Genomic DNA, 13,332 nt, shown 5'->3' with positions numbered 1-13,332 from the left:
CGACCTATGAAAGTGCCCCTGACCCTTCTGGCCGCCAGCCTGTTGCTGGCCGCCTGCAGCAACCCTGCGCCGCGCCCCGACAGCGGCCTGCAACCACCCGCCGCCTGGCAATCGCCGAACACCGCCGCCGCTGCACACAGCAACCGGCAATGGTGGACGCAGTTCGGCAGCCCGCAACTCAATCGCCTGATCGAACAGGCCAGCGTGGGTAGCCACGACCTGGCCGCCGCCGTCGCCCGGGTGCAGCAGGCCCAGGCCAGCGCCACCATCGCCGGCGCCCCGCTGCTGCCCGAACTCAAGGCCGGCCTCAACGCCAATCGCCAACGCTTGCTGCACGGCAAGGGCTACAGCCAACTGGACGTCAGCCCTGATAATCGCTCGCTGAATTATTACGATGCGGAACTGAGCGCCAGTTACGAGATCGATTTCTGGGGCGGCAAACGGGCGGCCCGGGACAGTGCCCTGCTTGGCTTGCAGGCCAGCGAGTTCGATCGGGCCACCGTGGAGCTGACCTTGCAAAGCGGCGTGGCCAACAGCTACACCCAGGCCTTGTCGTTGCGTGAACAGCAACGGATCGCCGAGCTGAACCTGGCCAACGCCCAAAGCGTGTTGCGATTGGTGCAGACCCGTTATGACGCCGGCAGCGCCACCTCACTGGAACTGGCGCAGCAAAAAAGCCTGGTGGCCGAACAGCAACGCAAACTGCCGTTGGTGCAACAACAGACCCGGGAAGCGCGGATCACCCTCGCCGCCCTGCTCGGCCAACCGGTGCAAGCACTGACGCTGACAGAGCAGCCGTTCGATCAACTGCACTGGCCGGAGATTGCCAGCGGCGTGCCCAGTGAATTGTTGAGTCGCCGCCCGGACATCGCCAGCGCCGAAGCCAAACTCGCCGCCGCCCAGGCCGACGTGACTGTCGCCCGCGCGGCGATGCTGCCCAAGCTGACACTCACCGCCAGCCTGGGCACCGGCGCCGACCTGGCTTCGGATCTGTTGCGCACCACTTTTTACAACCTGTCCTCGGGGCTGGTGGCGCCGGTCTTCAACAATGGTCGCCTCAGCGCCGAGCGCGACAAGGCCACAGCGCGTCAACAGGAACTGCTGGAAACCTATCGCGGGGCAATCATCAATGGCTTCGCCGATGTGGAAAAAGCCCTCAACAGCATTCGCGGGCTGGACGAACAACGTCAGTGGCAAGGGGAGGAACTGAGCCAGGCGCAGAGCGCTTTCGACATCGCCCAGAGCCGTTACCAGGCCGGTGCCGAAGACCTGCTCACGGTACTGCAAACCCAGCGCACGCTGTATGCCGCCCAGGATCTGAATGTGCAGCTGAGATTGTCACGGTTGCAGGCCAGTATTGCGTTGTACAAGGCGTTGGGTGGGGGTTGGCAAGCCCTGTAGAACAGCGTCGTTCTTGAGGCCGCCTTCGCGAGCAAGCCCGCTCCCACATTGGATCTGCGTCGTACACAAACCTCGTGCTCGATGGAGATCAAATGTGGGAGCGGGCTTGCTCGCGAAGAACGATAACGCGGTCTATCCGATTAAACCGGCCATCCCTTGACCTTCAAATGCCGCGCATACCACGGCCGTCGCGGCACTTTGCGCAACAGGTCACTCATGTTGTCTTCATCGCCAAAGGTGATGCGCAACGCCAGCTTCATGGTTTCCGGATCCATTTCCACCGAACGCCCCACCTGCAGACCCGGCGTCGTGCTGCAACCGTGGGTGTCCGGCCCGAGCCACGGATCGCTCACTTCCACCCAACGCCCCGGCGCAAACCACGGCACGCCGTTGACCTCCAGGCGGCTCAATTCACCGGGGTGAAAACGTTCATGGGCGCGGAACCAGTCTTCGATGCGATCGTCGATCCAGCCGTGGAAACGCCAGAACACCGGGTTGACGTGGGACGAAAACGGATCGCCGAGAAAGTCGTTTTCCGGGGCATACCAGCGCGCAGCGAAGTCGGCCTGATCCCGGGCCATCGGCACCGGTATCTCGTTGGATGGGTCCCGAGCCACCGACGCCCAGCGCATGTGCAGCCAGTCGTGCAGGCCCAGTTCGACTTCCGAACCGAACTGGCCGAGGGTCAGCTTCGACAGGTAACGCGGATCCCGGTACTGCGACTCCCAGACCTGGAAGTTGCTGTGATAGGTCTCTGCGGCTTTGATGTCACTGACCCACTTGGTGTATTCGTCATCGCCTTCGGCCAACCAGGTTGGCGGCAGGGCATTGCCATCGTGATTGTCGAAATAGCGCGCGAAGCCTTGGCGATCACGCTCAAGTTCCGGCTGCGGCAGGGGGAACGCCGACCATGACGGCAACTCCTGCATGGACCGGGCGATGCCGAGCATGTGCCGGTGCATGAAGAAGAAATCGATGCCCGAACCGTTGCGGTCCTTGCGCGGCCCGCGGGCATCACGCTCCTTGTCCCGTGGGCCGGGTTGCCAGCCGATACCGCGCAAGGCCTCGCGTTTTTTCTCTGAGAGCTTGTGCCATTTGTCCCGGGACGCATGCCAGAGCTGGTGAAACAATCGATGTTCGGGCGACACCAGCCACGCCAGAAACGACGGGTTGAGGGCGGTTCGCTCCCGCGCCTCGGGAAACCGGCGCTTGATGGCGATAAAGCGGTTGTCGAGTTCGGGTAAACCCAACGGGCGATTCAGGCTCAGCACTTGGCCGCTGAACGTGCCGCTGCCAGCGTTGCCGAAAGCGGCCCAAACCTCATCGAGTTTGGCCTTGAACTCATACACTGGCGCCACCAACGGGGCGTCGGTGCGCATCAGCCGCCAGTACAGTTCGGCGCCATTAGCCGGCGCCAGATCGCCGATCAACTGATAGTGCGGCACCCCTTCCCCACGCAGATGAGTGCCGGTGTCCAGGTAGCCGCGCAACCCTCGTCCGCGATGAGCGATGTCGAGAAACAGCTCCAGCCCGTCCTGCGGCAAGCCCTCAAGCCCGGCATCGCTGCCGACAAAACGAATGTCCCAGACTCCGCGCAAGCTGTCCGCCAGTTGCTGCCCGGCGGTGCTCGCCAGGTCGACCGTGGCCTCCCCCGGCGTGATCGGTTCCTTTTCCCGGGTCAACTCACGATGTGCATAAAAAGCGGCAGGCACCGCAGCGCTCGTGAGCGCCAGGCCCGCCATGAACCAGCGTCGAGAAATCGTCATTGCCCTACCTGTGTCAGCCTTGAAGCAGGCTTTATCCAAGCTAGAACGTTTGTAGCCCCGACAAATTTATGCGATCCCCTGTAGGAGCTGCCGAAGGCTGCGATCTTTTGATCTTCATCTTGGGCGACCCCGAAAAGATCGCAGGCTGCGCCAGCTCCTACATTTGAAAGGCGATCTTTTCGGGGCCACCTAAATTCCTGTGCCGGTCAATCGTTCTTCCCAGATAGCAAAGGCCCCTGCGCCTGCACTCAACGGCGAACCTGACTGAGATGGCGATGACAAAAACACGTTCGAAAAAGGCCCTGTACCTCGGCCTGCCACTGGCCCTGGCCATCAGTGCCGGCGCAGGCTGGCTGGTCTGGGATTACGGGTTCAAGGACAACCCCGGCTACCCGGTCAAGGTCATGAAACAGGCCACCGAACTGCAGGAGCGGATCCTTTCCTTCGACAGCCACATCACCGTCCCCCTGAGCTTCGGCGCCCACGGCAACGAGGCCGACAAGGACGGTTCCGGCCAGTTCGATTTGATCAAGGCCAACCGCGGCCGACTGTCCGGCGCGGCCCTGACGGTTTTCGGCTGGCCGGAAATGTGGAACGGCCCGAACGCCCCGCACAGGCCCACCGACGGTTTCGTCGAAGAAGCGCGCAACCAGCAGGAAGTGCGCTACAAAATCATCTCCGGACTGGTGCGCGACTTTCCCAATCAGGTCGGCATCGCCTACACCCCCGACGACTTCCGACGCCTGCACGGCGAAGGCAAGTTTGCGATTTTCATCAGCATGCTCAACGCCTACCCGCTGGGCAATGACCTGAGCAAACTGGACCTGTGGGCCGCTCGCGGCATGCGCATGTTCGGTTTCAGCTACATCGGCAACAACAGCTGGGCCGATTCGTCACGACCGTTGCCGTTTTTCAACGACTCCCCCGATGCCCTCGACGGGTTGTCGGACATCGGCAAACAAGCGGTGCAGCGCCTCAACGATCTGGGCGTGATCATTGATGTGTCGCAGATGTCGAGCAAGGGCCTGGAGCAAGTGGCGCAGCTGAGCCGCACGCCGATGGTGGCCTCGCACTCGGCGCCACGGGCCTCGGTGGACATCCCGCGCAACCTCAGCGACAAGGAGCTGCAGCTGATCAAGAACAGCGGCGGCGTGGTGCAGGTGGTCGGTTTCTCGCAATACCTCAAACCGCTGACCCAAGGCACACAGGACAAACTCAACGCCCTGCGCACACGTTTCGATTTGCCGCCATTGCCCAACCTGGCAATGGCGCTGATGCCTGGCGATCCGATCATCACCGCCTGGTCCGAACAGAAGCTCGGTCAATACGCCAGCGGTCTGTACGCCATTCTCGAAGAAGAACCCAAGGCCACGCTCAAGGACCTCGGCGACGCCATCGATTACACCGTGCGCAAGGTCGGCATCGACCACGTCGGTATCGCTTCGGACTTCAACGACGGCGGCGGCATCAAGGGCTGGGAAAATGTCGGCGAAATCCGCAACGTCACCGCCGAATTGATCCAGCGTGGTTATTCCGAAGCCGATATCGCCAAGCTCTGGGGCGGCAACTTCCTGCGGGTCTGGGAACAGGTGCAAAAAGCCGCGAAGCCCACGCTGATTTCTCGCCAGGAACCAGTCAAGCCATGAATGACCGTCGGACCTTTCTGAAACAGGCCGGGATCCTCGCCGCTGGCCTGCCGTTGGGTGCCAGCCTCGGCTCACCGGCCGCTGCCGCGCAATCGCAAGCGCTGCCCCGGGACAAGTGGGCGCAATTGCGTCAGCTGTTCGACCAGGACCCGAACTACATTCACTTCGCCAACTTTCTGGTGACCTCTCACCCAAAACCGGTGCGCGAGGCCATCGCCCGTCACCGCGCCGCGCTGGACCTGAATCCCGGGCTGGCCATGGACTGGGACCTGGGCGTGACCCACCAGCGCGAAGAAAATGTACGGCTCTGGGCCGGTCGGTATTTGCAGGCCAAGCCGACACAGATCGCCCTCACCGGCAGCACCACCGAAGGCCTGGCGATGATTTATGGCGGCGTGCAGGTGCGCCCCGATCAGGAAATCCTCACCACGGTTCACGAGCACTATTCCACGAACAACATCCTGAACTTTCGCAACCAGCGCGATGGCACCCGGGTGCGCAAGATTCAGTTGTTCGAGCAGCCACAGTCGATCTCGGCCGACCAAGTGCTGGATACCATCAACCGCAACATCCGCCCCGAGACCCGCGTGCTGGGCATGACCTGGGTGCACTCGGGCAGTGGCGTGAAGCTGCCGATCAGCGACATCGGCCGACTCGTCGATGAACACAATCGCCAGCGCGACGACAAGGACCGGATTGTTTACGTGGTCGACGGCGTACACGGTTTCGGCGTCGAAGACCTGAGCTTCCCGGCGATGAACTGCGACTTTTTCATTGCCGGCACCCACAAATGGATGTTCGGCCCTCGCGGCACCGGCATCGTTTGCAGCCGCAGCGAAGAGCTGAAATACGTCAGCCCGAGCGTGCCGACCTTCTCCGAAGCCACGACCTTTTCCACAATCATGTCCCCGGGCGGCTATCACGCGTTCGAACATCGCTGGGCCGTGGACGAAGCGTTCAAATTGCACCTGGAACTGGGCAAGGCCGACGTCCAGGCACGTATCCATCAGCTCAACAGCTACCTGAAACAGCGCTTGCTGGAGCAACCGGGTATCGAGCTGGTCACCCCGGTCGATCCGAGGTTTTCGGCGGGGTTCACCTTCTTCCGGGTCAAGGGTCAGGATTGCGATGCCGTGGCTGCCCACCTGGTGCAAAACCGCATTGTCAGCGATGCAGTCAGCCGCGACGTCGGCCCGGTGATCCGCACCGCACCCGGCCTGCTCAATACCGAAGCCGAGGTGGACCGCTTCATCGACGTGCTGGGCAAAAAGCGCTCCGCGTGAAACTTCGCTGCGAGGCACAGTTTTCCTTTAACCGAGACGACTTATGAATACGCCCCACACACCTTCCGCCCTGCGAACCCTATCGGCCCTGGCGCTGACCGCACTGCTCGCCGGCCTGCTGCCCGGCACCGCCCAGGCCGCGAGCCCGCCTGCCCCCGGCAAGGTGTTCAAGGACTGCAAGGACTGTCCGGAAATGGTCGTGCTGCCCGCCGGCCGCTACACCATGGGCACACCAGAGGATGAAGTCGGCCGCCAGCCCGATGAAGGCCCACTGCATGAAGTGACCTTCACCCGCCCTTTCGCCATCAGCCGCTTCCAGGTACTGGCCGGCGAATGGGACGCTTACACGCGCGCCACTGGCAACACCCCCGCCGACTTCGATGATCGCCCGGGCCGTCGCTGCACGGCCGGCAAACCGAGCTTCAAACAGACGGCGCGCCACCCGGCCGTGTGCATGAACGCGGCTGAAGCCCAGGGTTATATCGCCTGGTTGTCGAAGAAAACCGGTCATGCCTATCGCATGCCCAGCGAGTCGATCCGCGAGTACGCCGCCCGCGCCGGCAGTACCGGGGCTTTCCCATTTGCGTTCGATGAAGGCGCCGATTACCAGATCTCCAAAAACGCCAACACCTACGGCGCCGCCGACGGCTACAACTTCACCTCCCCGGCCGGCACTTTCCCGGCCAACGCCTTTGGCGTGTTCGACATGCACGGCAATGTTTATGAGTGGGTCGCCGACTGCTACCGCGAAGACTATGTCGGCGTGCCCAGCGACGGCAGCCCGTGGCTGGAGCAGAACTGCAAACGCCAGGTCATGCGCGGCAACGACTGGGGCGAGGCACCGGTGTTTTCCCGCTCCGGCAATCGCAACAGCAGCCTGCCCACCAGCAGCGGCGACTGGCTGGGGTTTCGTGTAGTGCGTGAGCTCTGAATCCTTTGTTGCGAGGGGCTTGAACCGATGCCGGTAAGTCCAGCCGCGAAACCTGTGGGAGCGGGCTTGCCCGCGATGACGGCGCTACAAGTCAACATCTAAGTCGCCTGACACACCGCTTTCGCGGGCAAGCCCGCTCCCACAGGAATTTCGCTCGCCGCAGGTCTTGTGACTAACCGGCAATTACCGTCCGCGACCGTTTAAATAAAGTCCCCGACCATTCGTTTTCCTTAAGTACCGGCACTCCCTCCGCATCGAAGCAGGAATCCTCCATGACCAAGCCAACGCGTGGGGCGATCAACGAATTGTTCGCCCTGCTCAAGCCCTTCCGCCTGATTGTCTCTGTGTCCATCGTGCTCGGCATGATCGGTGGCCTGAGCGTCACCGTGTTGCTGGCGACCATCAACAATGCCCTGCATTCCGCTGACGGCCTGACCCGCACCGTGGTGATGATTTTCGCCGGGCTTTGCGTGCTGGCGCTACTGACCACGATTGTGTCCGACATCGGCACCAACTACGTTGGTCAGCACATCATCGCCAGGCTGCGCAAAGAGCTGGGGGAGAAAGTGCTGTCGGCGCCAATCGACCAGATCGAGCGCTACCGCAGCCACCGGTTGATCCCGGTGCTGACCCATGACGTAGACACCATCAGCGATTTCGCCTTCGCCTTCGCGCCGTTGGCGATTTCCCTGACCGTGACCCTCGGTTGCCTCGGCTACCTGGCCATGCTGTCGTGGCCGATGTTTCTAATGATGCTGGTGGCCATCGCCATCGGCACCACCCTCCAGGCCATCGCACGGGCCAAAGGCATGCGCGGTTTCTACGCGGCGCGAGATTCCGAAGACGAGTTGCAAAAGCACTACAACGCCATCGCCGAAGGGGCCAAGGAGTTGCGCATCCACCGCCCGCGGCGTCAGCGGATGTTCGTGTCCGGCATCCAGAAAACCGCCGAGAAAATCTGTGATACCCAGATCCGCTCGATCAATACCTTCGTCATTGCCAAGTCGTTCGGCTCGATGCTGTTCTTCGTGGTCATTGGCCTGGCACTGGCCCTGCAATCGTTCTGGCCCAGTTCCGACAAGGCCGTGATGAGCGGTTTTGTGTTGGTGCTGCTGTACATGAAAGGCCCGCTGGAACACCTGGTCAGCACTCTGCCAATCATCAGCCGGGCGCAGATCGCGTTTCGCCGGATCGCCGAGCTCAGCGAACAATTTTCCTCCCCGGAACCGCACCTGCTGCTGGAAGACCAGGGCTACAAACCCGGCCCGGTCCACAGCCTGGAACTGAGCAACGTGCGTTACGCCTTCCCGCTGGTGGAAGGCAGCGAGCCCTTCCGCCTCGGCCCGGTCAACCTGCGCATCGAACAAGGCGACATTGTCTTCATCGTCGGTGAAAACGGTTGCGGCAAAACCACGCTGATCAAGCTGCTGCTGGGCCTTTATGCGCCCACTGAAGGCGAGATCCGCGTGAACGACCAGCCGATCACCGCGCTCAATCGCGATGACTACCGGCAGAATTTCACCACGATATTTGCCGACTATTACCTGTTCGATGACCTGATTCAGGGCGACCGACAAGTGCCGCAGGATGCCACGCGCTACCTCGAACGGCTGGAGATCGCGCACAAGGTCAGCGTGCGCGACGGCGCGTTCAGCACCACCGATCTTTCCACCGGCCAGCGCAAACGCCTGGCGCTGGTCAATGCCTGGCTCGAAGAACGGCCGGTGCTGGTGTTCGACGAATGGGCGGCCGATCAGGACCCGACCTTCCGCCGCATTTTCTACACCGAACTGCTGCCCGACCTGAAGCGCCTGGGCAAGACCATCATCGTCATCTCCCACGATGACCGCTATTTCGACGTGGCCGATCAACTGGTGCGCATGGAGGCCGGCAAGGTCAAAAGCGAACTGCAACCCGCCTGACTGACGAAGGCCGTGTAGGAGCCAGGCTTGCCGGCGAAGGCGTCCTTGAAAGTGCCTTCGCCGGCAAGTCGGATCGCCGCACCGCTGGCTCCTACATGACCAGCATTGCCCCTGGACCGGAAAAATAATTTTCCGGTTTGCCGCGGCCTCCTCGTCTTAATGAGATGAATAAGAACCATTACCAACTATACCTGCCAAGGTCTTAACCTCATGTCCGCATCCCGTTTCATGCTTCGACCTCTGACCCGCGCCCTGTTAATGAGCAGCACCACTCGCTCGCGCATGACGTCCACCGGCCTCGGCCTGGCGATGACCCTGGCGGTGACGCCGTATGTCCAGGCTCAGGAATGGACCCTGAACATCCCGGCCCAGCCATTGGCTCAGGCGCTGCAGACTCTTGGTCAACAGACCAATCTGCAAATCATCTATAGCCCCGAGAGCATTCAGAACCTGCGCTCCAGTGCCCTCAACGGCCGCTACCAGGAAGATGATTCGCTGAACGCGATGCTCAAGGGCACCGGGATCCGCCATCAACGCGACGGCAACACGGTCACCCTGCTGGCGCCGGCCACCGGCAGCGCGATGGAACTGGCACCGACCAGCATCAACGGTCAGCGGTTGGGCGCGACCACCGAAGGCAGCAACTCCTACACCACCGGTGCGGTGACCATTGGCAAGGGCGAGCACTCGCTCAGGGAAACCCCGCAGTCGATCACCGTCATCACGCGCAAGATGCTCGATGACCAGAACCTGAACACCATCGAACAGGTCATGGAAAAGACCCCGGGCATCACCGTTTACGATTCGCCCATGGGTGGCAAGTATTTCTACTCCCGGGGTTTCCGCATGACCGGCCAGTACCAGTACGACGGCGTGCCGCTGGACATCGGCAGCAGCTACGTGCAGGCCGATGCCTTCAACAGCGACATGGCGATCTATGATCGGGTCGAAGTGTTGCGCGGTGCGGCCGGGATGATGAAGGGCGCCGGGGGCACCGCAGGCGGTGTGAACTTCGTGCGCAAGCGCGGCCAGGACACCCCGCACACTCAACTGTCGTTGTCTGCCGGGACCTGGGACAACTACCGTGGCCAGGTCGACACCGGCGGCCCGCTGAACGACGCCGGCACCATCCGTGGCCGGGCCGTGGTGACCCAGCAGACCCGTCAGTATTTCTATGACGTGGGCGAACGCAGGGACCAGATCTACTACGGCGCGCTGGACTTCGACCTGAGCGACTACACCACCCTGGGCCTGGGCATGGCCTATGAAGACGTCGATGCCACTCCGTGCTGGGGCGGCTTGCCGCGCTACGCCGATGGCAGCGACCTGAAGCTCTCTCGCTCCACGTGCCTGAACACCGCCTGGAACAACCAGCGCAGCAAGCGGGCCACTTACTTTGGCGACCTGAAACACGAGTTCAACGACAACTGGGCGCTGAAGGTCGCGGGGGTTTACTCGAAAAACACCCAGGACATGGAATACGCCTTCCCCAGCGGTTCGGTACCGGTTGGCGCCACCAGCACCAGTACCGCGATGATCGGCAGCATCTTTGACTACGATCAGGTCGACTACGGCCTCGACGCTTATGTGGACGGCAAGTTCGACGCATTCGGCCAAGAGCATGAGCTGATCGTCGGTGCCAACGCCAGCCGCTCCCACAAGGACGACTTCTACGCCGTGGCCCTCTTGCCTCAAACTCAGAATGTGCTGAACCCCAACCATCACCTGCCCCAGCCGGATGAAAGTTTTTACCTGGCCAATGCCTCCCGGGGTGGTCCGGTGGACATGCGGATCAAGCAATACGGCGCCTACTCCACGGCACGCCTGAAACTGGCCGATCCGCTGACCTTCGTACTGGGTAGCCGCGTCAGCTGGTACAAGTCCGAAACCGACTCCGTCTCGTTCTGGCGCGGCGAAGGCACGCCGACAAGCTCCGAGGCCAAGGAAACCGGGCAAGTCACCCCGTTCGCCGCGCTGCTGTTCGACATCAACGACAACCTGACCGCCTACACCAGCTACGCGGATATCTTCACCCCGCAAGGCAACTACAAGACCATCAACGGTTCGACGCTCAAGCCATTGATCGGCCAGAGCTATGAACTGGGGATCAAAGGTGAATGGTTCGACGGTCGCCTGAACAGCTCCTTCAACCTGTTCCGCACCGTCCAGAAAGACGCAGCCCAGGATGACCCGGCCTGCCCGGACAGCAGCTGCTCGCTGAACTCCGGCAAAGTGCGCGCCCAGGGCTTCGAAGCTGAAGTCAGCGGTGAAGTCATCGACCGTCTGCAATTGCTCGCCGGCTACACCTACACCCAGACCAAGATTCTGGAAGACGCCGATGTCAGTCAGGATGGCGTGTCGTACAACACCTATGTGCCGCGCCACTTGCTGCGCGTGTGGGGCGACTATGCGCTCAGCGGCCCGCTGGAACGCGTCACCGTCGGTGCCGGCGTCAATGCCCAAAGCAGCAACTACCGCACTTCGGCGAGCAGCGGCAAGAACATCACCCAGGCAGGCTACGCCGTCTGGAACGGTCGCATCGGCTACCGCATCGACGACACCTGGTCCGTGGCACTGAACGGCAACAACCTGTTCGACAAGCGCTACTACGCCACGATCGGTTCCGAAGGCTGGGGTAACTTCTACGGTGAACCGCGCAACTTCGTGATGTCGGTCAAGGCTGACTTCTGATTGCAGCCTCAATGAAAACGCCCCGCAATTGCGGGGCGTTTTTTTGTGCGGGAAAAGCTGACGTTGATCGTTCCCACGCTCTGCGTGGGAATGCAGCCCGGGACGCTCCGCGTCCCTTCCAGAGCCGAACGCGGAGCGTCCGTTGAGGCATTCCCACGCAGAGCGTGGGAACGATCAATGGCGGTGGTTTTTAACTGAAAGTTCAAGGGTGTCCTTTCGGGCCTCATCGCGAGCAGGCTCGCTCCCACAGTGATTGGTGTCGTTCACAAATCCTTTGGTCTAAGCAGATACCTGTGGGAGCGGGCTTGCCCGCGATGAGGCCCGTCCATCCACTACAAAACCCAAAGTGAGACTGCTAAACAAATGATGTTTCATCGACATCTCCCGCACACCATAAGATGTAGTGAGGAGAATCTTTCTGCCCAACGAGCTGGAGGTGTCAGTGAATAACGCTTCAAGAGTCCAGACAATCATTTCAGAAGACCCCGCTCGATGGCGTCTACTCCAGCTTGTTCATTCCCTGGGGTTGCCGGATTGTTGGATCGGTGCAGGTTTTGTCCGGAACGCGGTTTGGGATCACTTGCACGGACGCTTCCCATCTCCTATCGCGAGCGACGTCGACGTAATCTGGTTTGATCCATGTCACTGCACTCCCTCAGATGACAGGGCTTTAGAAGCAGCTCTGCGAGATTTGGACCCGACAGTCCTCTGGTCAGTAAAAAACCAGGCGAGGATGCATGTTCAGAACGGCGATAAACCTTACATCTGCACTACGGATGCAATGCGTTACTGGCCAGAGACAGCAACGGCAATAGCCGTCAGATTGCGCGAAGGAAACACCTGTGAGGTATCTGCCCCCTTGGGACTGGATGATCTTTTCAACCTGATCATCAGACCCACTTGGAGATTTACTGAAGAAAAAACAGCGATGTACCAAGAGCGCTTGAAGTCCAAGGGGTGGACGACAGCGTGGCCTCTACTCAGGCAGGAGTCAGGTCAACTTACAGAATCATCCAAATTTTGAACGATGACTTCTTTTTTGGTTTAACTGAAAGTTCGAGGGTGTTCCAGCGGGCCTCTTCGCGAGCAAGCCCGCTCCCACATTTGATCTCAGGCGTACACAAATAGTGTGTTCACCGAAGATCCCTGTGGGAGCGGGCTTGCTCGCGAAGAGGCCGGCCCATCCACTACAAAATTCAGACCAATAAACAGGCACTGTTTAAGCGACACTTCCAGACACTCACTCAGGCTACACATTCTTGCGCCGCTGCCTACGACTACGCCAGAATCCGCCGGCTTGTGCGTCTTGAGGCCGGGCTCTATCGTTTCCGGGTCGCTGACGAATCAGCGATCGGGTTTAGCAGCTCGGTAAATATCAAGGCACGCAGTGTCATCTCTCGATCAGCCAGCTACTTTTGCCTACGCTGGTCTGCGTTATGGTGACTGTGCGTGGGGCACTTCGGTGCGCCGGGTTCCTTGATCCCTGGTCTGCTAACCCGCGTACGGTCGCCACCCTTTCTCGTTTAGCAGCGACATGTGGCGACTCCATTGATCAAGGAGTTTTACCATGTTCAAACCTACACCGAACCCACCGGAAACCGATCCAACATCCCCCTACGAATCCCTCGATTCGAAAAAACTCAACGAAGCCGCCGATCGCGCCCTCGATTACTACCTCAAACCGGACATTCC

The 13,332-nt window shown here is 60.9% G+C and carries 8 protein-coding genes and 1 pseudogene; 8 read left to right on the top strand and 1 reads right to left on the bottom strand.

What is annotated here, in order from left to right; all coding sequences use genetic code 11:
• The first annotated feature begins 6 nt into the window (after window positions 1-6).
• A complete protein-coding gene (locus tag AC1RQB_RS21785; RefSeq protein WP_063341001.1) occupies window positions 7-1,401 on the top strand; it encodes an efflux transporter outer membrane subunit in 1,395 nt (464 codons plus the stop codon).
• Between the two features lie 140 nt (window positions 1,402-1,541).
• Here AC1RQB_RS21785 and pvdP read toward each other — a convergent pair whose 3' ends face one another.
• Window positions 1,542-3,167: a pyoverdine maturation tyrosinase PvdP gene (gene pvdP, locus AC1RQB_RS21780; RefSeq protein ID WP_063341002.1), complete on the bottom strand. Its 1,626-nt coding sequence runs from the start codon at window positions 3,165-3,167 to the stop codon at window positions 1,542-1,544.
• Between the two features lie 275 nt (window positions 3,168-3,442).
• On the opposite strand from pvdP, the gene pvdM reads away from it, so the two are divergent.
• The 7 genes and pseudogenes from pvdM to AC1RQB_RS21745 all read left to right on the top strand — a co-directional run.
• Window positions 3,443-4,813 carry a pyoverdine-tailoring dipeptidase-like protein PvdM gene (gene pvdM, locus AC1RQB_RS21775; protein ID WP_063341003.1) on the top strand — a complete coding sequence of 457 codons (1,371 nt, stop codon included), beginning with the start codon at window positions 3,443-3,445 and terminating at the stop codon, window positions 4,811-4,813.
• Entirely contained in the window at window positions 4,810-6,096 is a 1,287-nt protein-coding gene (gene pvdN, locus AC1RQB_RS21770) for a pyoverdine-tailoring periplasmic protein PvdN (protein WP_063341004.1), read from the top strand. The genes pvdM and pvdN overlap by 4 nt, the downstream gene beginning before the upstream one ends.
• Before the next feature lie 43 nt (window positions 6,097-6,139).
• Window positions 6,140-7,027, top strand: a complete 888-nt coding sequence (gene pvdO, locus AC1RQB_RS21765; protein WP_063341005.1) for a dihydropyoverdine dehydrogenase — start codon at window positions 6,140-6,142, stop codon at window positions 7,025-7,027.
• 272 nt (window positions 7,028-7,299) lie between these two features.
• Window positions 7,300-8,949 (top strand): cyclic peptide export ABC transporter, encoded by a 1,650-nt coding sequence (locus AC1RQB_RS21760; protein ID WP_063341006.1) that lies wholly within the window; start codon window positions 7,300-7,302, stop codon window positions 8,947-8,949.
• A 210-nt stretch (window positions 8,950-9,159) separates the two neighbouring features.
• Window positions 9,160-11,640, top strand: coding sequence for a TonB-dependent siderophore receptor (locus AC1RQB_RS21755; RefSeq protein WP_081235215.1), 2,481 nt, complete (start codon window positions 9,160-9,162; stop codon window positions 11,638-11,640).
• A 442-nt stretch (window positions 11,641-12,082) separates the two neighbouring features.
• Window positions 12,083-12,664 (top strand): nucleotidyltransferase family protein, encoded by a 582-nt coding sequence (locus AC1RQB_RS21750; RefSeq protein ID WP_081235216.1) that lies wholly within the window; start codon window positions 12,083-12,085, stop codon window positions 12,662-12,664.
• 543 nt (window positions 12,665-13,207) lie between these two features.
• Window positions 13,208-13,332: pseudogene (locus AC1RQB_RS21745) on the top strand (DUF6124 family protein); the annotation flags it as partial.

This window comes from Pseudomonas sp. GW822-FHT02E03 (assembly GCF_058802325.1).
The sequence above is the reverse complement of the archived record's forward strand: the minus strand, read 5'-3'. Positions and strand labels throughout refer to the sequence as shown.

Bases quoted from the DNA above. Each gene is read 5' to 3' on its own strand.
- AC1RQB_RS21785 (WP_063341001.1), top strand. From the start codon at position 7: ATGAAAGTGCCCCTGACCCTTCTGGCCGCCAGCCTGTTGCTGGCCGCC.
- pvdN (WP_063341004.1), top strand. From the start codon at position 4,810: ATGAATGACCGTCGGACCTTTCTGAAACAGGCCGGGATCCTCGCCGCT.
- pvdP (WP_063341002.1), bottom strand. From the start codon at position 3,167: ATGACGATTTCTCGACGCTGGTTCATGGCGGGCCTGGCGCTCACGAGC.
- pvdO (WP_063341005.1), top strand. From the start codon at position 6,140: ATGAATACGCCCCACACACCTTCCGCCCTGCGAACCCTATCGGCCCTG.
- pvdM (WP_063341003.1), top strand. From the start codon at position 3,443: ATGACAAAAACACGTTCGAAAAAGGCCCTGTACCTCGGCCTGCCACTG.
- AC1RQB_RS21760 (WP_063341006.1), top strand. From the start codon at position 7,300: ATGACCAAGCCAACGCGTGGGGCGATCAACGAATTGTTCGCCCTGCTC.
- AC1RQB_RS21755 (WP_081235215.1), top strand. From the start codon at position 9,160: ATGTCCGCATCCCGTTTCATGCTTCGACCTCTGACCCGCGCCCTGTTA.